Source organism: Flavobacterium sp. CFBP9031 (genome assembly GCF_034044945.1).
Taxonomy (GTDB): domain Bacteria; phylum Bacteroidota; class Bacteroidia; order Flavobacteriales; family Flavobacteriaceae; genus Flavobacterium.
Genome location: NZ_JAXCWF010000014.1, coordinates 21,021 through 46,225, shown reverse-complemented (window position 1 = coordinate 46,225; position 25,205 = coordinate 21,021). Strand labels below are relative to the sequence as shown.

23 protein-coding genes are annotated in these 25,205 nt (G+C 31.6%); 20 read left to right on the top strand and 3 right to left on the bottom strand.

Annotated elements, in window-relative coordinates:
• The first annotated feature begins 10 nt into the window (after positions 1-10).
• The 20 genes from SOM12_RS20475 (at position 11) to SOM12_RS20380 (ending at position 21,018) form a co-directional block, all read left to right on the top strand.
• A complete protein-coding gene (locus tag SOM12_RS20475) occupies positions 11-1,078 on the top strand; it encodes a peptidoglycan-binding protein LysM (protein WP_320495175.1) in 1,068 nt (355 codons plus the stop codon).
• 57 nt (positions 1,079-1,135) lie between these two features.
• Entirely contained in the window at positions 1,136-1,630 is a 495-nt protein-coding gene (locus SOM12_RS20470) for a DUF4280 domain-containing protein (RefSeq protein ID WP_320495173.1), read from the top strand.
• Positions 1,631-1,641: 11 nt separating this feature from the next.
• Positions 1,642-4,197 carry a hypothetical protein gene (locus tag SOM12_RS20465; RefSeq protein ID WP_320495171.1) on the top strand — a complete coding sequence of 852 codons (2,556 nt, stop codon included), beginning with the start codon at positions 1,642-1,644 and terminating at the stop codon, positions 4,195-4,197.
• Positions 4,198-4,201: 4 nt separating this feature from the next.
• Positions 4,202-5,329 (top strand): SH3 domain-containing protein, encoded by a 1,128-nt coding sequence (locus tag SOM12_RS20460; RefSeq protein WP_320495169.1) that lies wholly within the window; start codon positions 4,202-4,204, stop codon positions 5,327-5,329.
• Between the two features lie 356 nt (positions 5,330-5,685).
• A complete protein-coding gene (locus SOM12_RS20455) occupies positions 5,686-6,795 on the top strand; it encodes a hypothetical protein (RefSeq protein ID WP_320495168.1) in 1,110 nt (369 codons plus the stop codon).
• A gap of 115 nt (positions 6,796-6,910) precedes the next feature.
• Positions 6,911-7,882 (top strand): hypothetical protein, encoded by a 972-nt coding sequence (locus SOM12_RS20450; RefSeq protein WP_320495167.1) that lies wholly within the window; start codon positions 6,911-6,913, stop codon positions 7,880-7,882.
• A gap of 429 nt (positions 7,883-8,311) precedes the next feature.
• A complete protein-coding gene (locus SOM12_RS20445; protein WP_320495165.1) occupies positions 8,312-9,481 on the top strand; it encodes a hypothetical protein in 1,170 nt (389 codons plus the stop codon).
• A 23-nt stretch (positions 9,482-9,504) separates the two neighbouring features.
• A complete protein-coding gene (tssO, locus tag SOM12_RS20440; RefSeq protein ID WP_095930975.1) occupies positions 9,505-10,017 on the top strand; it encodes a type VI secretion system TssO in 513 nt (170 codons plus the stop codon).
• Positions 10,018-10,068: 51 nt separating this feature from the next.
• Positions 10,069-10,518 (top strand): hypothetical protein, encoded by a 450-nt coding sequence (locus SOM12_RS20435; RefSeq protein ID WP_095930974.1) that lies wholly within the window; start codon positions 10,069-10,071, stop codon positions 10,516-10,518.
• A gap of 21 nt (positions 10,519-10,539) precedes the next feature.
• A complete protein-coding gene (locus SOM12_RS20430) occupies positions 10,540-11,910 on the top strand; it encodes a DUF5458 family protein (protein ID WP_095930973.1) in 1,371 nt (456 codons plus the stop codon).
• A 97-nt stretch (positions 11,911-12,007) separates the two neighbouring features.
• Entirely contained in the window at positions 12,008-12,535 is a 528-nt protein-coding gene (locus tag SOM12_RS20425; RefSeq protein WP_250835491.1) for a hypothetical protein, read from the top strand.
• Between the two features lie 58 nt (positions 12,536-12,593).
• A complete protein-coding gene (locus SOM12_RS20420; protein ID WP_320495163.1) occupies positions 12,594-13,307 on the top strand; it encodes a hypothetical protein in 714 nt (237 codons plus the stop codon).
• 11 nt (positions 13,308-13,318) lie between these two features.
• Complete coding sequence (locus SOM12_RS20415) at positions 13,319-13,750, top strand: GPW/gp25 family protein (protein WP_095930970.1); 432 nt, start codon at positions 13,319-13,321, stop codon at positions 13,748-13,750.
• Between the two features lie 182 nt (positions 13,751-13,932).
• Positions 13,933-14,319: a type VI secretion system tube protein TssD gene (gene tssD, locus SOM12_RS20410; protein WP_012025247.1), complete on the top strand. Its 387-nt coding sequence runs from the start codon at positions 13,933-13,935 to the stop codon at positions 14,317-14,319.
• 151 nt (positions 14,320-14,470) lie between these two features.
• Positions 14,471-14,866, top strand: coding sequence for a type VI secretion system tube protein TssD (gene tssD, locus SOM12_RS20405; RefSeq protein ID WP_095930969.1), 396 nt, complete (start codon positions 14,471-14,473; stop codon positions 14,864-14,866).
• A gap of 38 nt (positions 14,867-14,904) precedes the next feature.
• Positions 14,905-16,713 carry a type VI secretion system Vgr family protein gene (locus SOM12_RS20400; protein WP_095930968.1) on the top strand — a complete coding sequence of 603 codons (1,809 nt, stop codon included), beginning with the start codon at positions 14,905-14,907 and terminating at the stop codon, positions 16,711-16,713.
• 3 nt (positions 16,714-16,716) lie between these two features.
• A complete protein-coding gene (locus SOM12_RS20395) occupies positions 16,717-18,057 on the top strand; it encodes a hypothetical protein (RefSeq protein WP_095930967.1) in 1,341 nt (446 codons plus the stop codon).
• Positions 18,035-18,502: a hypothetical protein gene (locus tag SOM12_RS20390; RefSeq protein ID WP_095930966.1), complete on the top strand. Its 468-nt coding sequence runs from the start codon at positions 18,035-18,037 to the stop codon at positions 18,500-18,502. The genes SOM12_RS20395 and SOM12_RS20390 overlap by 23 nt, the downstream gene beginning before the upstream one ends.
• 160 nt (positions 18,503-18,662) lie before the next feature.
• Positions 18,663-19,094 carry a hypothetical protein gene (locus SOM12_RS20385; protein WP_095930965.1) on the top strand — a complete coding sequence of 144 codons (432 nt, stop codon included), beginning with the start codon at positions 18,663-18,665 and terminating at the stop codon, positions 19,092-19,094.
• Between the two features lie 82 nt (positions 19,095-19,176).
• Positions 19,177-21,018, top strand: a complete 1,842-nt coding sequence (locus tag SOM12_RS20380; RefSeq protein ID WP_095930964.1) for a type VI secretion system baseplate subunit TssF — start codon at positions 19,177-19,179, stop codon at positions 21,016-21,018.
• 67 nt (positions 21,019-21,085) lie between these two features.
• Here the strand turns inward: SOM12_RS20380 and SOM12_RS20375 are convergent, their stop codons facing one another.
• From SOM12_RS20375 to SOM12_RS20365, 3 genes are all read right to left on the bottom strand, one after another.
• The gene (locus tag SOM12_RS20375) at positions 21,086-22,870 is read right to left on the bottom strand and encodes a cytochrome-c peroxidase (protein WP_320495158.1); all 1,785 of its coding nucleotides are present in this window, start codon (positions 22,868-22,870) and stop codon (positions 21,086-21,088) included.
• A gap of 68 nt (positions 22,871-22,938) precedes the next feature.
• Positions 22,939-24,414: a hypothetical protein gene (locus tag SOM12_RS20370; RefSeq protein ID WP_320495157.1), complete on the bottom strand. Its 1,476-nt coding sequence runs from the start codon at positions 24,412-24,414 to the stop codon at positions 22,939-22,941.
• Between the two features lie 158 nt (positions 24,415-24,572).
• Complete coding sequence (locus SOM12_RS20365) at positions 24,573-25,205, bottom strand: 3'-5' exonuclease (RefSeq protein WP_095930962.1); 633 nt, start codon at positions 25,203-25,205, stop codon at positions 24,573-24,575.

Sequence of the window (25,205 nt, the reverse complement as noted above, 5' to 3'; positions counted from 1 at the left end):
TTGAGACAATATGTATCATATAGATAAACCTGAAGAGTCAACATACGACAAGTTCCGTACTTATAAGATCAAAAAAGGAGATACACTTGCAAGCGTAGCCAGAGATCTTGGTGTTGAGGCCGATGAGCTTAGGTGGTATCATAATATGTATTGTGAGATTCAAGATTTAATAGAAGCTGATTTTAAAAGTTATTCTCGGTTTTTGATTCTGGCTCCGGAAAAATATATTGAAGATCGAAAAGAAAAAGAAGAGAAAAAGGGACAAAAAGTAACCTTAGCGAGTAATCATATATTGCCTTTTGTTGCAGACAGAATTAATAAGGATTATAAAGTTCAGTATACAACTGTCTTTGGGGATCAAGTTGATACTTTAGAAATGGAAACTAGTGTAAAATGGCTAGCTACGGATAAAAACAGTTTTCATTTGTTTGAGATAAATAGAGATGCTATTAAGGTAAATAATGAATTGCCAGATACCGTAATGGATGAGTTGGCGGCAAAAACTGCGAAAGTGCTTTATCCATTAAAAATTGTGGCTGATAACACGGGGAAATGGATTGCTGTTTACAATTTTGATGAAATTGAAAATCGTTGGAAAGATATTAAGGAGGCGATTTTAGATTATTATGAAGGAGAGGTTGTCGAAAACTATATTGATCATGCAGATTATGCATTAGAAAGTTCAGATTCATTATTTAAGTTTTTGGCTTCGGATTATTTTTTAAGAACTTTTTTTAACGGAATTCATGTTGGTTATACAGCCAATTTTTCATTCAAGAATGAAGTTTTCTTCCCATTAGAAAAAGATGAAGAATCTAAGTTTGAAGTTGAGCAGAAAATTAATACTCTTTTGGATGAATCTAATCTCATAAAGGTGGAGCAGATAGGTCATTTTGTAGATGACGGAACTGAAGCAAGTTTTGGATTTGATCCTTGGAAAGGAAATTATAAAGCTTCTTATTTTTTAGATGAAGATACTTATTGTATTGAAAAAGTGAATTTAGAATGCAATATAGAGTATGATGAAGCAATAAAAGTGATTATACAAATTGAATCTATTAAAAAAGAAGAGAATTAGATTTAAAGAATAGAACGGAGTAGTAAAGAGATTGTAATATTCAAAAATGATAAGGCAATGAGTGAGAAACATGTAGTAGTGCAAGGAGCGACACTAAAATGTAAATTTAGTGTAGAACCTAAAACAGATGTACTAAAAGTAAAATCGCAGGAAAAGCATTATGCCAATGATAAAGATGCTGAAAAAAAACTCATTGCTACTGATAAAGAAATTGGCCAAACATTAGAAAAAAACACGTTTGGCAAGTGTAAAATGCAACCTAACGGAAGTGGTGATTACTTGCCATGTCAGGCTACAATTACAAAGTGGAGCGCCTTTTATGAAAAAGTAACATTAAGTAATCAAGGGAAAATTTTACTGGAAGACAGTAAAGGAACCTGTCCTATTGGAGGGCCAGATTGTATAGAAGTAGACAAACATGGTCAAAAAGCAGAAGCGAGCAAACAAAATGCGAAAAAGGCTAAACCGCAAGTAAATAACCAGTTAAATCCGCTGGTTAATACATCAAAATTTCAAGAGAGTTTAGAAGAGAGTGATTCTATTTGTAAATAAAATAAAATAGTATGTCAGATTTTAGAATAATTGGAAACCCGGATCCTGTTGTAGGTAAGGAAGAATTCTACTCAGTAAATACTTTTTTACCGAGCGTTCTGCCTTTTCAAAATACAGCTTCTAACAATAGTTTTGAACAGCCTGTAAAATGGGAAATTTATATTTTAGAAAATGGAAGATGGCGCAAGACAAAAGAAAATGATAAAACAGGAAAAAGAATTTCTTATACCTTTCTTCAAAAAAGTTTAGAAAGAAAAGGAATCCGCATTCTGGCAAGAAGAGGAGAAGATGTAGCACGCCTAAATGTTACCACTCATCCAGCCGAAAAACCTAAAATCGAAAGTATTGAATTACTGGATAAAAATGGAAAGATACCATCAAAAGCGCTTTCATATGGACAAACTCTAAAAGCAAGAGTTCACTGTCTTCATATGGAAAAACACAAAGTATCTGTTACATTGTGGGAAGATGATGCAGCTGGTGCTGGACATAATAAAGAAAATGAAAAAAATATAATACAAACACTTTCAGGAGTTGTTAAAAACGGTAAAGCAGACGTTGACTTTTTGCTAAAACCAAGTTTTGCTAAAATTGCAAAACAAAATGGACCAGAAGAAGGTAAAGTTCACGAATACTATGTTACAACAGATTTTAATAAAGATAAAATAGCAAGTAATAATGTAAACGTAAATGATCTTGAAACTCCTGTAGCGCCATTTAAAGGCAAAGTTCCGGTACAACAGCAGACTCCGGCTAAACCAAAAGCTTCTTTGCCACAGCCTGTACAAACAAAAACCAAGGCTCCGGCTTCAGGTTCTTCATCTGCTCCAAAAGTTAAAGCTGAAATTACGAATGTACATCTTACAGATACTGCTGGACGTGCGATAAGTGGAGTTTTTAAAGGTAAAGAAATTAAAGTTTGGATAGATTCTAAGGGTTTGATAGATAAAGAAATACGTCTTAAATTATACGATGAAGATGGAATTTCGAATGATTTGTTATTTGATGAAAAATTTACTATTAAATCAAATATATATGCTGTAGTTGTTGCTCTTAATCAAATTCCAAGAAGCAAAGGAGGAGGCTATTGGGGAGAAGGTGCAGAACAGGAAGTTTATGCTTATGTTGAAGTTATACAGACAGGAGAACATAAGGAAAGTAAAGTAGTGGATGTTGATGCTACAGTTTTTAAACCAGATCCTGTAGAACAAACTAATAAGGTTGCGAAAGTCGGCGGGGAGCAGAAGAAAGAGAAATTTGAAAAAGTTATAGGGCTAGGAAAAGAAGCTGTTTTATATATAACTAGTGAAATTGCTACCGAAATAAAAGTAGATAGGAATGGGAGAATAGAGTCATATCCTGATTATGGTGGTTTTAATGGAATGAATGAATATAAAGAAGCGGGGAAAATTTATTGCAAAAAATTGCCAAATGATAAAAGTGCATTTCCTTTATATAAAATGTATGTTTATAGAGGAAATAAAACAGGAGAAGCTATAAAAAAACTTAAGCAAGATATAAAATACAAAACTTATGAAAATGCAGAGTCTACTATTTTAACAGTTGCAAGACATACGCAATCGAATAATAAGAATTATGCAAGTAAAGGCCCGATTCCTCCTAATAATTTAAATAGTTTATATAGAATAAGATATATGCAAGCTTGGAATCATTCCGGAAAAGAGAGTTTTAGATATAGGTTTGTTGATGATAATGTTTCTAATTTGAGACCTTTAGAAAATTTAAGATTAGAGGTTTCGAGTGGCGCAATGACATTAAAAGGTAGAAGTTCAATTTCTATAGATCCATGGAAATCTAAAGACTTAATAGGTTGTTTAGGAATAAGAAATTCTGATGGAACAAATCATTCTAGTTGTGGAAGTGAAATGGGAGACTTAAGTGCATCAAATTATAAATTTGTTTACCACGCTTTAAATAATTACTTAGAAAGTGTTATTCCTGAACTTACAGGAGTATATGGAAGACGAGGGTATTCCAGTAATGGGCGAATTGTAGTAAAAGAATCTAAATATGAGGAAGAAATAAAAGTTTTTGCTTTGATAGATAATTTACCAGAATTAAACAAAGATGACAAATTATTTAATTTGGAAGATGCTAGAAGAGCTTTAAGATTGATCTATGATAATTATGGTGAAGAAATAGCTAAAAATGTAGAAATGATGTATAGATGGGAATGTTCTCATTTTAAATCAGGACAGTATAAACATTGTGGAGGACCAGGGATGGAAGCAGCAAACAATAATCATCCAACTTATGGTTGGGATGGTGAAGTCTATAATAAATTTCCACAATACACCCCAATTGGGATATGGGAAGAGTTTGAAAATGAAGGAATGAGTGGAAGAGGAGGGAATACACAAGTAACTGATTCCAAAAAAAGATATATTAAGTTTCCATCTGTAGAAGCGGGAATGGTTTATGTTGCAGAGTTTTTAGTTAGACATAATGGAAATGTAGGGAGGTGGCATACAAGAGATGTAAGTAGACAATCTAATTATGTGACAATTATTAATACAACAATTCCGAGAATTGTTAATAGTTTTTAGAAATATGAGAAAAATCAATATCGTTTTATGTTTATTCATTTTGCTATCGATAATAGCATGTTCAAAAAAAAAGGAATCTAATGAAAATAAAGTTTCTTTAACTTCAACCAGACAAGAGTCGGACTGTGAAAAAATTCTTTTTCAGCTTTTTTATACCAGTGATTTTGAAAAAAAAGAAAAGTATGAGGTTAGGATTGATGATATCAGAAATGATACTATTATTATCAAAGCTTTTACAAGAAACAATTTATCAGATAATCCTAAAACTCAAGAAATCGTAGAAAGTGTTGTCGGTTGGTTCATCATTCCTCCAAAAAGGGATGCACTATATTTATCATTAAATGCTTTAGATCCTATTGAACCTAGTTTTAAAAAAATAAAAACTAAACAAGACTATTTTAGTGATTTTTTAAATTGTAATAATCAAAAACAAACAAATGAGATGAAAAATGAAATAAAGTTCACGGATTTATTTAATGAAGGTACTAATATTGATTTTGCCCCTAAGGATTTAAATAAGGATACTCCAGAAATTAAAGATTTCAAGAAAAAGCTTGAAATATATTTTGATGAGATTCCTTTGCCAGAAGATTTTGATAGTGAAAATTTATCATACTTAGTAAATAATGAAACTTTCTTTGATTTACAATATTATGCAAACAGTGCTTGGCTACAGTATTTTATTACTAAATATAAGATAGATGTTACTCTGCTAAATGATTTAATGAGTCAAGCAATAAAGCAAGAAGATTATAACGCTGTTAAAACATTAATAAATAATCATTATGCTGTTTCGGAAATAGATTTACAAGTTTCTTCTGAAACTAAACAAGAATCGGAAAATAAAATTCAGGAAAATAAAAAAGATGGTTATGAAAGTTATATTGTTTCAAATTCTAAAATTGATGAAATAATAAATTTGCTTCATGAAAAATTTAATTTAAACAAAATAAGTGACCCTGATGGTTTTACAAATTTGAGAAAAGAGAAAAATACATCTTCTGAAATTCTTCAAAAAATTACTACAGGAACTAGAATTCAAATTTTAGATAATTCAGGTGAATGGTGGTTAGTACAAACGAAAGAGGGTAAAAAAGGATATGTATATAAAACTAAGATAAAAGCGGAATAATATAAATAACATAAATGCTCCTTGACATATTGAAAAGAAAAGCCCCGGCTAGCAAAAGTTTCATGCTTTTGTTAGCTGAGGGAATTAAATGAAAAAATATATAATCTTTACAGTATGTAAAGTTTGTTTGATTATATCATTGTGTAAACAATTTCCTTCCTTAAGGAAAATTGAACAAAGTAAAAGCGAAAAGAAAACAATGATAAAAACAAGATGATCTTGATAATTGGAATAGTAACAAATTGTAAATCTACGCTATCAGTTTATAAAAGTAAAGAACAAATAAATTTAGATAGAAGAAAAATTCAAGATTACACCACTGATAAATGAAATTTACGTCAATCAATATTAAAAATATGAAGTCTAGCTGTATAAAATATCTAAATCAAATAATTATTACCATTTCTATTATAGCCTTATTTACGGATTGCAAAACAAATAAATCTATTGTTGAAGAAAATAGAAGTTTAAAGGATGTCAATATATATGTGACAGGATATGAATATAATGACAGTAAATTTGAACATTCAATCGAAGAAATGGCTGATGAAGTAGGGATGAGGCACGTTGCAAAATTGTGGAAAAATGGAAAAGACATTAACTTAGAAAGTAGCGAGCGATATTCAGATGCAAACTCTGTGATTGTAAACAACAAAGATGTTTATGTTGTTGGATATGTTGCATCTGACAAAGAAAATATTGCAGCTCTTTGGAAAAACGGTAAAATACAAAAGTTAACAGATGGAAAAACATTTGCTCATGCCAGATCTTTGTTTGTAGAGAATAATAATATTTATATTTTGGGTGCTCAGTTTAATAAGACTAATTATATTATAAAAGTTTGGAAAAATGGGATTCCCAAAGACGTAATTAATGGAGAAAAGTGGGTAGACGCTTATTCAATTTTTGTTGACAAAGGCGATGTCTATATTTGTGGGGATGAAAAAATAATGACTAATAAATATGGGGCAAAAATTTGGAAAAATGGGAAGCCACAAAATCTTACCGATGAAATAAATGGTTCTTATGCACTCTCTTTATGTGTAGAGAAAGATATTGTTTATGTAGTAGGATATGAATATGAAAAAGAAAACAATAAATATATTGCAAAATTATGGATAAACGGAAAAGCACAAAACCTTTCAAATAGTTCAAACAGCTCGTTTGCAAAGGCAATATATGTATACGAAAATAAAACATATATTGTTGGCAGTGAAATCATCAATGGAGTTGAGACGGTAAAATTATGGATAAATGGTAAAGCTGAATATATAACAAATGGTAAAAAAAACACCTATGCTAATTCAATTTTTGTGCATAAAAATAATATTTACATTGCAGGATATGAGATAAATGATGTAGATAGAACTGTAGCAAAATTATGGATAAATGGCATTCCTAAAAACCTAACAGATGGAACAAAAAATGCATACGCAAATTCAATTTTTATTGAAGAAAAAAAATAGAAAACAAGTCTTTCGATTAAACAATAGTAATACTACCGTTTTCGCATAAAACTTTTTATGCAAATCATAAAATATTCTAAATTTTATAAAAAAAACTTTTCAAGGATAAAATAGTATGCAGATAATAAGTATAAAATGGAAAATAATTGTCTTGCTGTTGACAATAAATATCAACTTACAAGCGCAATTAAAAAGTTTTAAATCTAACCAACATTTAGTTTATCAAGTAGGGCAAACTACAGAAATAAGATCCTTATTTTTTAATGATAAAATTGATTCGCCAGTTTTTAGCTTACAATACGATCAAACTTCAAATTTTTTGGATTGCGAAAACTTAGACTTTTGCTATCAATTTGGAGGCAAAACTTATGATTTACAGGGAAGAATATTTAATCAAAAAAACGTGTTTGTTACTACTGCATCAATAACGAATATTCAGATTACAAATTTATTACCTGTACAGGGTGTTTTTAGTAATGGCAAGTTTGAATGCAAAAAATATAAATCAGAGGTTGGAGAAACAGGTAAGTGTATAGTTTTATTAACTACAAACTTGAATAATGAAATTGATTACAATAAGCCAATGAAAGAACTTGAAAAATTTTCAAGCGTCGAGATTCCTTTTCTAGCGAAAGGAGAAATTATTATACAAATTGGGGTGGAATTTACAGGAAATATATATTATAAAATTATTGAATTTGTAAAAGCCGAAGAAGTCGACGAGGAATTAATAATATCAGAAAAAAAATTAGAAGATATTTACAAATCACTAATTCTAAATGAAAAATTAGATGAAGATGAAAATGTTTCATTATCTCCAAGTTATTGTTCTATTTTGGGTTCTAGCTTAAATATCGATCCAGATGTTAGAGAAAAGACAGAAGAATTTTTAAGAGATATGTGCACATATTTTGATAGTTTTGGAAATACCAACAACAAAGATTTTTGCAGTTATTACAATAGAGAAATTGAAAGAAGAGCAACTTTTTTTGATAAGCATGGAATTTTAGATTCTTTACAAATCAAACAGTTTAAAAAAGAATTAGAGGGTTATAAAGACTCAAATCAAAAAGAAAATTTTATGTAGAATATTTAGTAAGCTTTCAAATTCAAATATACCCACGCGAGCGTCTTGTTCGTGTGCATGTAGTTAAGGTTAATTTGTAGAGATTTATCAAATATTTATATTTTTTAAAGTAATGGTATAATTAGGATTCACGAGCGAGATACTAGCGAAAGTTGCTGAAATTAATAACTCAATTGGACATAGATAATATTTTTAAATACTTGGTTCTAAATATCAAATATAAAAGTTAAGTAATAGCCGAAGAACGTTTTGTTTAAAACTAAAATATAGATCTGAATGGAAGCTGAAAATCTGGATCACTGCGCACAATTACATCTATTTAACCCGTAAAATCTTGTTATAATAGTAAAATAACACTAATAATCAAAATCTAACCTAACAAAAAGAGAAACGAAAGATTCTCATTTCAAAATAAAAACTAATAGAATTATGATAGAAAAATTAAGCCATTTTCCCGTAAACTGGATTGATGGGATGAAGATAAATAAGAGTCATTTTTTATCTATTCAGGACAACGTTTCTGAGTTGGTAAATGATGCAATTGGTATTCATACCACACCAATAAGTTATGGGTTGTTGGATTCTGGAAACCAAAATAAAGAAACTACAAAAATTACTTTAGGAATCGATAATCACAAACTGCTTCGTGTTCGAGTAGAAGAGTGCCATGCTATAACACCAAACGGATCAAGAATCGAAATCAGTAAAAGCAATACCGATACATTAGATCTTCAGGTTCCGTATCCAGAAGACACTTATGAAATAAAAGACGGAGAACAATTGGTATTATTAGCCTGTATTTCGGTTAATTCTAAAAAGAGAATTCCTTTTGGAGAGCCAGATCCAGATGAGGTTCCGCCAAGATATCCGTATACACAGCCAGAATACAAATTGCATTTAATTAAAGCCGAAGAATTCCGTTCAGGAATTGGGTATGGCGGTTTTTACTTGGCAATTGGTAAAGTCCTTATTGGAGACACTACAGTTTTAGATGAAGATTATATTCCGCCATCAGTGACAGTGGCTTGTCATCCAAAATTAGTTGACATGCACGCACAGATCGCCCGTTCGTTTGGCCAGATTGAAATTTATGCTGTTCAGATTTCTCAAAAAATAAATAGAGGGCAACAGGCAGGAGTTTTACCGCAGACTGTAATGCAGCTGGCAGACAATACCGGATATTATTTGGGAAGTACTCTAACACAATTTCGTTGGTTTTCACTGCATCAGCATCCCGCTTCAATGCTAGGCTCGGTAGTATCGTTTGCGAGAGTGATGAAGAATTTTATCGACTCGAAATCAGGAGCAGGAAAAGAAGAGCTGTTGAATTATTTTGCTGAGTGGTGCGATATTTCACAGGGAGATTTGGAGATTATGTTTACCACTCTTATTAATGCAGGTTACGATCACGTGCACATTGATAAAACAGCTTCATTGGTAATGAACGCTTTGGCGAGAATAGAGAAGTTATTTGAAACATTAAACAAATTGGATTACATCGGTAAAAAGAAAGAAAACATAGAATTGTTTGTTGCTGAAACAGATAAAAAAGATATCGTTCATAACCCAAAACGTCACGGTTTCTTTATCAAAGATTAAAAAGTAAAATAGTAATATAAATTATGGAAGTATTAAATAAACAAGAACGCCAGAAAGCCTTTATCGCTTTTTTAATTGCCTTTATCCTAACTTTTTGCGTTATGCTGCTTGCCGTTTCATTCAACTTTTATATGCCAGTAGCAGAAAATAAAATGCTGAAAGCAGAGAATGAAATGATGAAAAGAGAATACGATTATCAGACTAACTTTTCGGTTAAAATCGATAGTATTAGAATGACAATCGATTCAATTAATTCGCCAAAAGTAGATAATGATTTTCAGCAGCGTCTGGCAAATGTTATGATTGCGAATATTTATCAGAAAGTACCAAAAGATACGACTGAGAATAAAAAATTATACAACAATGTTATTCTCGCTTACAAGAATATTATTGATTACAAAAAGCAGATCAGAAGCCTTACGCACAATTCTCACTTAATAGACAGTTTGAACCAATCGGCCAAAACATACAAAGAAGAATTAGAAAAAGTAAGCAGAGATTTAGACGTATGCCGTCAGATTTATCAAAATCAATAAACAGAAATAAGAGTAAAAAATAATAAACCAATCATTTAAAAAATTCAAATTATGTTGTCAAATTATGGAATTGGAGGTAACGAAGTAAAAATAGATGCAGATGAAGCAATCACTGCAATCCCTCAAAACAGAACACTTGTTGCTCAGAAGTTAACAGTAGATGCTCCAGTAAAACCTGAATTGGTAGAAGGAATTACAAGTATTGAAAAAGCATTTGAACACTTTAAGCCAGAAGTAAAAGTAAATTTTGAAACTGTTGACGGAGCTACTAAAGTAGAAGCTTTAAACTTTAAAAATTTAGGAGATTTTGGAATAAAAGGAATTACTACACAAAGTAGTTTTTTATCTGATCTTGAGACAGAAAAGGATCAATATCAAAAAATTATCCGTCAGTTAAAATCAAATAAGATTTTAAAAGCGGCTTTAGAAGATGGAGAAGCAAAACAAGCTTTACTAGAAAGTCTTGGAGCATTGATCAATGAGTTAAAAGAGAACAAATAAGAATCTTAAAATATTTTAGATATGTCAAATAAAGAAGCATATAAAGGAGATCTTGATACAGCGGTATTGGAACCTAAAGCAGTAAAAGGAATTTCGATTGAAAAAAATGTTGAAAAACTAGCTAAATACGGCGGTTTTGATTTACTGGAAATGTCGATTGAAGGAGTTCAAAATCTTAATCCAGAGAGAAAAGCAAGAAGAAAAATCTTTTTAGGCGAAGTAAACAAAGCCAAAGAAAGAGAAACGCTTTTAAAAACATTAGAACTTTGGACTTCGGTTTTAAGCAATAATGAAGCTTTGACTGACATGGTAGCGCAAAGTGAAGACAAATGCAAAGAATCTGAAGCTTTGCTACAAAAAAACCTTGCAAAAGCTGTTGAAGATACAAGAGAGATTGAAGCGGCTTATAGAACTTTAGCTTTATTCTTTAAAAACACAGAAACAGATAAAGTAAAAAATGTTACGATTGTAAATGCTGAACTTGATCAGTTAAAAGATCTTGACAATACACGTTTTATCGATGCAATTCACTCAGAATTAGTAGATAATTATGATCGTTTAGACCTTAAAAATAACTACGGAATTTTGGTAATTCCTGGATATTTAGGTTCTAATAAAGTGATTGAAAAATGGGCAAAAATTGCGCATGAAAATAAAGTAATGTTGGTTACCGATTTCGAACACTTAGATGAACCGGATGATGTAATGGAAATGTTTGATGCTGCTTCTTTAACTGGAGGAGATGTTTACCGTTCTAACGTAATCATGACATGTAACTGGCTTGTTGGACGTGGTAGATTTGATCAAATTGGAGAAAGCGAAGATTTACACGTTGCGCCTTCTGCAGCATTGGCAGGAAAAATTTACAAAACATTAATGTCTCAAGTTACTGCAGGTAAGAAATTTGGAGGAATTAATGAAGTTGACGGAGTAAAATTTGACCTTAAGAAAAGTGAAATCGCAAATCTTGAAAACTTAGGTTTGGTTCCAATGGTAAACGAGTACGGAAAAGTTATGGCATTTTCTGCTAAAACATTATTCAGTGGTGATAACTTAGGTTTGCAGACTTATTCTGTAGTTCGTGTTTTTGATTATGTAACTAAAGTATTAATGGATTTCCTTAATCGTCGTGCTTTCGAAAACTTTACTGCTAAAACACGTAAAGAGATTATGAATCAGATTGTGGCTTTCCTTGACGGAATCACAGGTCCAGATAAATTGATCGAGAATTTTGAAATCCGCAGATTCGAGCAAGATCCAATTCAAAAAGACAGAATTTATATGGATATCCACATGAAACCTTATTTCCCTGCTAAAAACTTCCTTATTAAAATGGATGGACACAAAGGAGATGACGGAACAGAATGGGATACAGATTACGAGCAAAAATAATTGTACAGTAAATAAAAAAAGGAAGCACATAAAATTGTGCTTCCTTTTTCAACAAAACATTGATCTTTTGAATGATCAAAACAAATAATTCAAATTCATGAACGTACTTAAAATTTTACTTTTAGTCGGTTTGTTTTCCATATCAAGTTCGATTAAAGCACAAAAAGTAAAACAAATTGATACTTTAAGTTGCCCTATTACGCAAAACGATTTATTGCTTTCAGGAAAGTTATTTGCAAGTGCGACCCCAATTTTACTTCGTGTTTACAACGAAGATTATGAATACGCTGTTTTTCAGTTAGGAAAAAGGAGAGGCAGCATTTATTTATACTTTAAAATTTTTACAGATAATGTCTGTGTAAAACAGGAGCAGCCGCTGGAACTCTATTTTAAAAATGGAGAAATGTATATTCTCAAAAATACTTTCAAAGTAAATTGTGATGGAACTGCAGCTCTTGAACTTTCACGAAGAGACATCAAGAAATTAATGTCAAATAGTATCAATACAATTAAATTTTTCACACTTAAAAAAGACTATGAATTTAGTCCTACAGAAGCTGATAATCAAAATATAAGGTTTTATCTGCACTGTTTAAAGCTTTATAAAGTGAGAAAGAAAAAATAGAATTCGATTGACAGAATTTGACACAACTTAAATATAATCTCTAATAAAAAATCAAGATATGCCATTTCCAGAATTGAACCTTTCATTAGGACTTACAGATAACGACGGTTCTGTTTTCTATGCAGGAAGCGGAGAAGGAAAAGTGATTGTAAAAACAGATTCTGCTTTAAAAAAGCATAGTATCAATATAACAATTTCAGAACAAGAGGTTGGATCAGTTTATTTGAATACACATTTAAAAGATGTCGAAATTCCTGCTGAAATTGAAATTCCCGTTTATCAAATGATCGTTACAGATGATAAAACAAACGAAAAAGAAATCTATAAAGTAACCCGCGATACTTTTTTCTATAAACAGCAAACAAAGAAAAAAGGATTATGGAGCTTTTTGGGTTTAAAATTCTTAGCTCCCAATAATTTTCTTTTTGAAAATATCCCCTTCGAACCTTTAAAAGAAGAAATGGAAATCTATGATATTTCAAAATACAGAAAGCTGGATCAAGATAAACTGACTTACACTTTTCAGAAAGGAGAACAAAATATTCAGCTTTTTGCTGGTGATATTAATGCGCTAAAAGTAGAGAAGGGCATAAGCTATTTTGTAATTGTTGATGAGAAAAAAGGACAAAGATTCATTGGCGATATACTATACAGAGAAAAATTTCTAAAGCTGACACCATCGGTTAAACTGCATATTATCAAACGCAGACGAGTTTCTAAAGAAATGGAAACAGATAAAAAAGGCCAAGCTAACAAGTTGATTTATATTTAAGAAGCAAAATTATGAAAGGAGCATTTTACAAACTTCCAATAGATTTTAATAGCGTAATGCAAAAAAAAGAGTTAGAAAAAACCTCGATTGAGCATTCTATCGCCCAACAAATCATTTTATTAGCTACTACTACATTTGGTGAGTGCAAGTTTGATGAAACGTTTGGTTCAAAAATCTGGGAAATCGACTTTGATTTGCTGATGAATGAAAATACGTTAAAAGAAATCATTTCAAAAACAATGAAACAGTCTTTGGCTTTTCATGAAAAGAGAATAAAAGTAAACGAGCTTAAAGTTGAATTATCTGAGACGATTTATTTTGTTGATGATGTGAGCAGATCAAAAAAGAAAGTCGATATAATAATTGAAGCAACAATTAAAAGTACCAATCGTGATTTTGACTTTAGAGGGTACTTTTTTGTTGGACCGCTATCCTATAAATAGCTTTTTTTAGTACTATTTTTATTTCAATAAGCTAAAAAAGTATGTTTTTTAGTTTTTAAATATCTGACAACTTGATAATTATATATTGTAAATAAAGTTTTATTAATTAAATTATTATAATAAGATTTTATTTATATATTTACAGCATAAATAAATAAATTAATAATTAAAAATTTTTCATTATGTCGTTTTTAACATCATTAACAGTAGCAGGAAAAGATTACAAAGTATTAAACGTTAGTTATGATTTAGCTCAAGAAACAGATGCTTCTGGGCGTCCATCTACAGTAACACGTGGAGGAAGAATCATGATCGAGGTTGAATCAACTGGAAGTACTGAATTGTTTGAATGGATGACTAACAATTTCGAAAGAAAAGACGGGTCAGTAAAATTCATTAAACGTGATTCAAATGCTACTTTAAAAGAGCTAAAGTTTACAGAAGCTTACATGGTTAAGTACAAAGAAAACTTTGATCATAACAGTGAAAATCCATTAACTGAAACTTTTATGATTTCTGCTCGTAAAATTTCGATGGGTGGAGGAGAATTTGATAATGCTTGGGTATAATCCTTTGGACTTTATCAATCTTAATTAAACTAAAAGGAAGTCCGATAAGTGGACTTCCTTTTTTGTTTTCTTTTTTAGAATATCTGGTTTTCAATTCCCGATTAGCTGGATTTTCACACTTCCTAAATTAATTATCTAAACAAATCTACAAATGAGTTTTTTATCTAAGTTACATATAGACGGCGAAGAATATAATGTTCTTGAATTTAATATTGGTTTCAAACAAGAAATTGACACAACAAGCAAACCTACAGGAAATGCTAAAGGCGGAGTAATAAAAATGATTATCGAAGCAAGTCAGAACAGTCATTTTTTGTCTTGGATGTTAAACGGAGATTTAACCAAAGACGGCAAAATTGTTTTTTATAGAAGAGATGCATTAAGTAAAATGAAAGAGCTTTCGTTTACTAAAGCATTTTGTATTGGTTACGATGAGCAATTTACAAGCACTACCGAAATCCCAATGAGAATTACTATGGAATTAGTGGCAAAAGAATTGACTTTTGGAGACGCTAAATTCTCAAATAATTGGATTGCGTTAGATTAATTGTTTAAAAGCTCATTAAAAAACAAGGACACATTATTATGGCACATTTTTCAGAACAAGTACATATAACTATAGGAGGTTTTACCCAAAACGTTGTTTATTATGATTTAAAGCTATCTCAAAAAATGGCCGATCATCATCATTTTTCGTTTGTTTGGCAATACACGGGTAAAGCAGTAATTAATCCGGCAGATCAAGCAAAAGCGCTTAGAACCTATCTTGGTGATGAGGTGATTTTTACCTTTAAAAGTCTTACTGGAATAAGATTAATGAGTAAAGGAATCATTACGGAACTTTCTTCTATTGATCTTGATGGAAGTCCAGCTGGATTACACGTTTCTGGTGTAAGCCACAGTATTGTAATTGACGATATGAAAAAGTCAAGAACATTTAAAGATCGCAGTATGGATGATATCGTACTGGGAATTTTTGCTGAAGGACCTGGAGAATTTTATCAAAGAGATTCTATTAAATCAACCTATCTTAAAGAATTTAGAAACCTTTTGCAATATAACGAGACTAGCTTTGAGTTCTTAAAAAGAATTGCTAAGCGTTATGGGCAATGGTTTTATTTTGATGGAATGCGTATGCAGTTCGGACAAACAAAAAGTAGTCAGACCAAGTTAATTAACGGGGCTTCATTGCATAGTTTTAAGATACAAGCTAATATGAGCTCGCATAAAATTTCGCTGAATGGTTATAATTATGAAAATGTAGCAACCTTTCGTGATGCAGCCGCTAAGACTTCCTCTGGAAGTAAAGATAGTTTTGCAGCTATTGTAGGTTATAATCAGGGAACGGTTGCAAATTCTGATTTAAATAATGGTGCTTATACTGCAAATGCTACAAATAAAGAAGAACTAGAGGAAATGGTAAAACTGCAAACTGCGGGTAGTGATGCCAACAGTGTATATTACAGCGGGATTTCTTATTTTCCAATTGGTCTTGGGCAGGTTTTTACAATAGTAAACCAAACTGTAGTGCATGAGCTAATTGCTATAGAAGTTGTACACCATTCTCAGGTTCACGGAAATTATTCTTGCGAATTTAAAGCAATCCCTGCCGATGTATCGGCTCCACATTATACAGATGTTTTTGTATACGGTAAAGCAGAAACGCAGCCTGCACAGGTAAAAGACAATAATGATCCTGAAGGATTAGGACGTGTACAAGTAGAATTTTATGGAGCGAGCGGTACAGCAGTTACAGATTGGATAAGAATGGTACAGCCTTATTCTGGACCAGGAAAAGGATTTTATTTTGTTCCAGAAATCGGAGAAGAAGTTTTAATTGGTTTTGAAGGCAATAATGTCCAAAATCCTTACGTAATTGGTGCGCAATATAACGGACAAGATTCAAGCGGTTATGCTGATGCCCAGAATAATATAAAAGCAATTCATACCAGAAGCGGACACATAATAAAATTTACCGAAGACGAAAGTATTATAATTGCCGATAAAAATGGTAACGAGATAGTAATGGATACTGTTGGCGGTAATATTAGTATTACAGCAAACAATACGATTGATCTTAACGCGCAAAACATCAATTTTAATGCTTCTCAAAATATTAGCGTAAGTGCTGGAATGAATATTACAGAAAGTGCTGGTGCTGACAAAACTAGTGTTGTAGGTATGATGCTTAATACAACAGTTGGTGGTGATAGTATGTTATCAGTTACAGGAAACTTCATGGAAAATATTGAAGGTAATTTGGAATCGCATACTGCAAAAGAGAGACAGGAAATTGGAGTTAAAGGAATTGATAATAGTAGTGAAGGCGGAATAAATAAACACTCTAAAAAAGAAATACAGGTTAATAGTGCGGAAAAATCTAAATCACACTAAGGTATGAGTAGAGTAAGAATAGTTGGAGGTACTATAACCAAAACTACAGGAGGAGATCATAATATTTATTCTGACGGTAATATTGTTTATAATTCTGGTACGTCAGTTAGTTTAACAAGTGATGCAGGTATTACTCACGGAGAACCTAAAGATTTGCCTGTACAAATAGTTAATGAAGCTGTAAAGGAAATTGAGCTTTTGACAGCTTTGGATCTGGGGTCTAAGAATGATAGGTCAGGAACAACTCAGCTCGGAATGATTTTTGGGAAAGCATATCATTTTAAAGTAAAGAGTTATGTTAAAAGTCCTCCAGCAAATATCAGAGATATAAAATGGATGATTAAGTACCATAGTTTATCACAAAATAAGTGGTTGGAAATACCTCTTTCAACAAAAGGAGATTCAGTAACAATAACGATGAATGATGAAGATATGTGCGGACGTTTTGTTTATGTCCGAGCATATATAAAAGATCCAGAGAAAGAAGGTGAATATAAAGAATGGAAACATAATCGTTTTAGATGGTTTGATAGAATGTTTGTTGAAGACGAAATAACTGACCGTACAGACAATGGTAAACCTTGGTTAATTAACCAGTCAGGAACTTCTTTATGTGGTATGGCATGTATATTTTACCTGTTTGCTAAAGAACAGCCAGATACCTATAAAAAATTTGCTAAAGAACTTTTTAGAACAGGGGAAGCCACTTTTAACAGTTATGTTGTTAAACCTGAAAGTGAAGTTTTAGACAGACAACCTTTTATAAAAGGAATACTAAATGATAAAAATTATCCTTGGCACTGGAAATGGATTGGTGGTATAAAAAAGAAAGTTCATATGCCATTAATTGATTATATTACAATGGCTGGAACTAGAAACACAGATAATAGAAAATATAAAGGTGGAGAAGAAGAATTTCAAGCAATTAATTGGCCTCCACTAATGACATCTTTAAGCGAAAAGTTTTTAGGGTATAATGATGTGAGTTCTAAGGGGGTTTATAATCCTATAAAACCTTTGGTTTATACAACGTTAGATATTGAGAATAAGATTAATGACATAAATAAACAATTAGGTTTAGGTTATAAATTAATAATAATGATTGATTCAGATTTAATTGACGACGTATGGGATAAAAGTTCCTTAGATTTACATTGGGTAGTTTTAGAGTCCCCTATTATATGGAATTATAAACCAAGTTTTTTTAAGGCAGATATCGATGAAATAGACTTTAATGTTTATTCTTGGGGTACTGATCCATTTGGGGCTAATAAATATTTAAGAAAAAAAATAACATCAAATCATTTTATGGCAAATTATAATGGATACATTAAAGTTAAATAGAATATTATTTATATTTTTCCTTGTTTTGTTTAGTTGCAACACGCAAGAAGCTAATAACTGCAATACTTACGTAGCTGGTGGAGAAGGCTTTTGGATATCTTTTAAAAACTTTTCAAAGAAGTATTCAGAAAAAGATTTAAAACATCTTAAGATTTATGTTAAAAACAGAAATGTTAAATATATCAAAGAAGATTTAGAAGATTATTTATATGAAAATAATTTTAATATCGGTATATCAGAGAAAATATTATTGAAGGATACCTTAATAATTAATGTTAAAGATGAGATAATCAAAATACATAATTTCTCTAATCTTATTGAGGAAGGATTTGATCAAAGTCATAGAAAAATTAGAGTTTGCCGGTATTGTACATCAACAATCAATAACAAAAAAATAGAAGATCAAGGTAATAATATTATTATAGTAGATTTCGATGAGCTATAAGTTTTGATGATTCATCAAGAGAAGTTATCACGGGCGGACGCTTGCGAGGATTAACACTTACGAGCGAGACGCTCGCACAAGCGGGGAAAGGAACCAAATTTTATAGAGTTAATGATGAGTATATTATTACGAATTGTCCTCCCTTAATTGAAATAAAATAATGAAAAAAATATTTGTAATTATAATTTCTGTAATAGCAGTAAGTGTCATAATTTATTTTATATATGGTTTAATTATTTCTGCTGGCTCACAACGAATGCAGACTATAGAAGTCGCTGAAGAGTTGAAAGAATTAAAAAAAGATATAGAAAATGATAAAATTGAAGTGATATTTTATGAGATTTCAAAAATTGACCTTGAAAAATGCAAGGCAAACCAAGAAATGACTATTCGTATATCAGAAGATTCAATAACACAATCAAAAAAAATATTAGACAGATATATAAATTCAATAAATAAAATAATCAATAAAAAATTGAAAAGTAAAGAATGTATTGATAGTCTCAATATAGAGGTTTTTTCATATTATAGTAGAGAAAGGGTTGACAGTTTAAAATCGAAACGTTATAAATATACATTTTCAATTAAATAGATTTTTTATGTTTTAAAATGTCTCTCTTTACATATCCTGCTTAAATTTTATGCTTATTAGAAAGTAGAATTAAAATAATACCATGAGACAAGATCGAATAAAAGACAGAGTGCTAAAAAGAGCAGCTAGGTCATGGGGCTTTTCAGATGTTGAGATGGAAACATCTTTTGACCCTGTGGTGTCAATGATGCTTAATGCATTGTCTTACGAACTGGAGAAAGTAGCCCATGAACTTGAAGACTCTAAAACAAGAGTTGTAGAAAGAGTTCTAGAAATTATGTTTCCAGAAGTTACGGCGGGAGTAAAGCCGGCAAGAGCTATTTTGCATGCTTTGCCAATAGATAATAATATGAAAGTTTCATTGCAGAATCAAATGTCGGCAAGTCGAAGAATTCATAATATTTATAATCCGTTAGCTCCAATAACCAAAGAAATTGCACTTTCGCCGACATTAGAAGTAAAATTAGCGTCTGCTGAGGTAAAGTATATTGCTTACGAGAGAAACTTATTCGAAATTTCGAATCTTTTTTATAAAGATGCTATTCGTGATTATAAACATTCTCTTCCTTCTGGTATTGTGTTTATGGGAATTGAATTAAAAAATCCAAAAGTGTTGGATTTGGAAGATTTAATGTTGTACATCGATATTAAAAACACGCATCAGAAAGAGATGTTTCATTACTACCTGAAGCAAATGAAGTGTTTTCAGGATGATGTACAAATCACGGTAGAAGAGGGATATAATGTTCCTATAAATAACATTGATATAGAAAGCATTATAAACCGCAATTACACGCATTTGAGCGAGATAATGCAGGAAGTAAATGAGTTTTATTTTGATAACTTTTACACGCTAAAAGGAGCATTAAACCATAAGCCTATTAGTGAATATGGTGAAGAGTACAAATGTTTTGAAGCGATAACAAATAGAAATGACAATCCTATTATTTGGGTAAAAATGGTTTTTCCAGAATCTTTAATTCCTCAAATATTAGATAATGTTTCTTTTACAGCAAATTGTTTTCCGGTAATTAACAAAAAGAAGCACATTATAAATAAAACACTTGGTAATTTCTTGTCGTACATTGCTTTGGAAACAGATAATAATATCTATTTGGATGTTGATACTGTTGTCGATGGATTCAATAATCATTACGAAATAAAAGAATTTAAAGATGGTGTTATTGAAGAAGGAAATGCAGTATTAAGAACGGGTGGAGTTTCTAGATTTGATTCTAGAAGTGCATCAGAACTGCTTCAAAATGTATTAGATCTTTTAAAAGACGAAAGTTCTTCTTTTGCAGGTTTAGGAAAAGACTTTATGAACAGTTCTTTGGTCGAAATTAATCAGCTTTTGGCTTCTGTAGAGCAGCAGGCTAAAGAAAGTAGCTTTTCTAAAAATAATGATCCTTATTTAATGATAAAACCTAAGTTTGATGAATCTTTAGGGAAATCATTTTCAATACATTATTGGTCTACTTGTGCAGAAGAGGGCAATGATATAAAAGCAGGAACGGTTTTAGAAACCAAAGAAGATATGCAGTTTGTGAGTAAAGAAGCCGTATTGATTACCAATACAGTTGGCGGAATGAACAAACAAAATAATAAAGATAGAATTTTAGCATACCGTAATGCTTTGCTAACGCGTGGTCGAATTGTGACGTTTGCAGATATAAAAGCGTTTGGATTTAATCATTTTAAAAGCTGTATTTTAGATATTAAAATAGAGAAAGGAACTCGAAAAGAGATTTCGGTAAAAGCAGGTTTTAGCCGAACGGTCGATATTCATTTAAAAGTAAATCCGATTGAGAAAGAGTATCTATCGGCAACAGAATGGGATTATTTGTGTGAGAGTTTTATGAAGAACTTAAAAAATAGATCCTCAAATGTATTTCCATATCGTCTTTTTATAGAAAACGAATAAAAATAAAGAGAAACGCCAGAAACTTAAAGTTCTGGCGTTTTTGATTTACTGAAATCTATTTTGGTTTTTACTGGTATTTCTTATCCGTTAGTATTTTCATAAAAGCAACAAGAGCCTTTTCTTCTTTTACAGTCAAATTTAGTTTGTCGAAAGGAAGCGTTTGGTTTTCTACTTCATAGCCTAAACCAATTCCACCGCCTTTGTTGTAGAAAGAAACGACTTCTTCTAAAGTTTTAAAAACACCATTGTGCATGTAAGGAGCTGTTACAGCTGCATTTCGAACTGTTGGAGTTTTGAAAGCTCCAACCAATTGAGGCATTTTATTGTATAAATATCGCCCTTGATCTACGCTCAATTTCTTACCGGAAGCATCTTGAGGAGTTCCGATAACTTCATGTTCGCTTTTAGAATAACTCGGAGGAACGGTTCCGTTAAACAAAGGTGTAAAGTGGCAGGTTGCACATTTTGCTTTTCCCATAAAGAGATTCATTCCCTCTATTTCCTGATTGTTCAGAGCATTTTTATTCCCTCTCATGTATTCGTCAAATCTTGAATCGAAAGCATTTAGAGAACGCACATAACTCGCAATAGCATTTTGAATTTGCCAAGCTTCGGGCTTTGAAGTTTTTGGATATGCTTTTTTGAAAAGGCTGATGTATTCTTTATTCAATAGAATTTTAGCATGAATAGCATCCATTGAACCATGCATTTCCTCTTTATTCTGAATTACGTCTACACTCTGCTTTTCTAAGTCTAACTGACGCATATCCCAAAATTGAGCATTTTGTAAAGAAGCATAGGTAAGAGTAGGTGTGTTTCGTGCAAGATTAGATCCTGTTAAGGAAACGTTTGTTTTTAAACCATCTGTAAATGCTTTTTCTGGATGATGGCAACTTGCACAGCTTCTGTCATTATTTTTTGAAAGGCTGGTATCATAAAACAGTTTTTCTCCCAGTTTAGCTTTATCTATGGTGTAATTGTAATCTTTAGAAAGTACAAACGCATTTACATCAAAAGCATCTTTATCAAACAAAGTTTCAATTTCTGGTTTTAATGGGCTTGTTTTCTTTACGTTTTTAATATTCTCTTCTTTCTGAAAAGTTTTAATTTTTTTCGAAATCGGATTCAAATATTCTGTTATAAAAAAGGCTCGGTCAAAAGCATTGAAATTATTGTTTTCTTTACAATATTGCTGTGCTTCTGCGATTAATTTCTTTAAATCGGCTAGTGTTTTATTATCGGAATTAATGATTTCAAGAGGTTTAGAAATTGATAATAAACTTTCTCCCGCTTCAGAAATTGAAGACTGTAAAATTGGACTATCAAAACCTGTAATTCCTAAAGCAATAACACGAAATATATTCTGTTCCATTGCATCCAAAACATAATCGTCAGAAATAGTGATTACTTCAAATGTGGTTTTCAGCTGCTTTATGTTAGATTGAAAAATATTCAATTCTCTTATGACATTTTCTTTATCCTCGATTTTATATTCAGGATAAATGATTTCTTCGATTACTTGAAACCCATGTGGCTCAAAAGATCTATTTTCTTCCAATTCCATTTCATCCAAGGCTGGACCATTCATAAAACGAGCCGTTTCGGGAATAAAATATTCAATTGCCCATTCCACTTTTTTATAGAATAAACGTGATTTTTTAAACTGTTCTACAATTTCTTTTGGAGAAGCATTGCTATCTACCAGCTTTTGAAATTGGGTAATTTCATTGCTTAATTTGTTTAAGTCAACAAGAAGATTCTGTTTGATTGTTGTTTTAGAAGTTTCATTTTTTTGACACGAAAAGAACAAACAAAGAGCTAAAAATAGAAATGAAAAATATTTTAATTTCATAATAGTGTTTTAATAGCAACAACCCTTATCGAAAAATAAGGGTTGTTAATAGATTTTGACTGAAATTATTATCTCTGTACGTTTCTGATAATTACAGTTTGTCCTCCCTCTTTGTTGGTTTGAGTTCCTGAACCGTCTGCATTTTTGAATGCATCACTTTGCCATGTGTGCGGGTGAATGTTTACGGTAAAAGTATCTGGAACACCAATGATGTCCGAAATATCTTCCATAGCACCAAACTCCCAGCTTCCTAATCTCATTTCGCCAGTTTGATTATATAAAGCATTCCAGGCTGCATCGGTTCTTTTGTGGTTCATGTTTAACCAAGCTTTATTTTGCTTTGTCGCAATGCTATATTGCCAGATATATGAATCGTGTTTAGCGTCGGCGTAGTAGCTGTCACCATCTTCTTGAATGTAAACGTAGTTCTCTGTTACACATAAGTTATCTGGGTTAATAATTCCAGTTCCTGGAGTACTGTCACCTTCAACAGCTAATTCTAAAGTTCCTTTTAACGGATTTGTAGCATCTAGTTTCACTTTGTAAACTCTTCCCCACATTGTATAACCGTCAACAGGAGCATTGTTGGTTGCTTGACCTGTAGCAGTAAAATAAATTTCTCTATTGTTGTTTGCACTTCCTTTTCTATAATCTACGTCTTCAACTCTAGAAAAACGAATTGCTTTTAAGTCGTTAACAGTTGTATTGATAACAGCCCCGGTAAGATTTTTTGCATTTGGAATTTCAACAAATTCAACAGGATAACTGCTATTTAATTTGATATCCGTTTCAACTTGATTTCCATCAGTTCTTTTTAAGGCATATAATTTTCCGTTAGACAAATCGCCAACAGTACTCACATACATAATTAATTGTCCAGCACTTACGTGTGAAGTTGCGTAAGATTGATCTTCACCAATTAGAATTACGGTTTTTCCTGGATAAGCTTCTTTAGGAAGCGGAACAGCGTTTTCCATACTCGCTTTTCCTAAAGCTGGTAAAACTCTATCTTTTCTTGCTTTATCTGAAGATTGTCCCAACGGATTGATTCCGTGCACCATACTTTCTTGTCCGCTTTCTCCAGCAGTTAAGAAGATTGGTCCAAATCCGTGAATTTCTGGAGTTGCCAATGTAGCAGAACATAAACGAGTTAAACCACCAACGCCATCAACAATATAATCACCTTTTACTGGTTTGAAAGTTTTGTCTAAATAAACTCTTGATACAGATTGCAGAATTTCGTGGTTGGTAATCAAGATATATCCATTACCATTTGGATCTTTCATTAATCCAGCTCCATCAGGTTGTGCACCATAAACAAAAGAAGGAGATTCTGGAAGAACATCTGTACTAGCAATTAAAGTACTGATTTTTAGATTTTCAAAACCTGTCATTGGATAAACAAAAGGTGGCACTTTTGAATGTGAAGTAAAATCGATACTAGCATTTACACTATTCGAATCTTTGTCGTCATTTTGGCAGCTTATTACAGAAAGGCCTGCAATTCCAAGCAAGGTAATTGATTTTAAAAAGTTAGCTTTCATAATTGTTTTTGTGTTTTTTTTGATTACGACAAAGCTATCTTTCAAAAACAAAATACAGGTTATGGCTATTTTTCTTTTTTGCTAATTTTTATAAGTCTAGTATTACTAAATGGTAAATTATGGAGTTGAAATGTAAAGTTAAGATTCATAAAAAAATCTTAAGGTTTGAAAAGCTGATTTAAACTAATTGCTTTTTTCTCTCTCAATTTCTTTACAATCTTAAGAAATGCAATGGCAGTGATGTAGGCATCCCCCAGTGCTGTGTGGCGATCTTTCTTGGAAATATCAAATTTGTCTGCAAGATCATCTAAGGTGTAATGATCCTTTCGTTCAAATAAATGAGATTGAATTAAAGTCTTTTTATACAAATAAGCCGTGTCTAAGGTTTTATTCGTTAAATGAGGAAGTCCGTTTCTTTCTAAAGCTTTATTAATCATTGTAACATCAAAAATAGTGTGATGCGCAATGATAATGGAGTCTCCTAGAAAATCTAGAAACTGCTGTAATGCCTCCAATTCAGTAGGACGTTTAATCAGTAAATCTTTTAAAATACCATGAATTTGAGCGGTCGATTTATCGTAATGATCTTGTTCTAAATATACTTCAAAGCTTTCCTGAACATTAATAATTCCGTTTTGAAGAACTAGTGCGCCTATGCAGAGAATACGGTCATTTTCGTAATCAAAACCAGTTGTTTCGGTATCCAAAACCACAAAACGAGTTTCTTCGATTGTAATATTTTCATCGAATAGATTAGTCTCTTCTTTTTTCCAAAAATTAAATAAACTCAT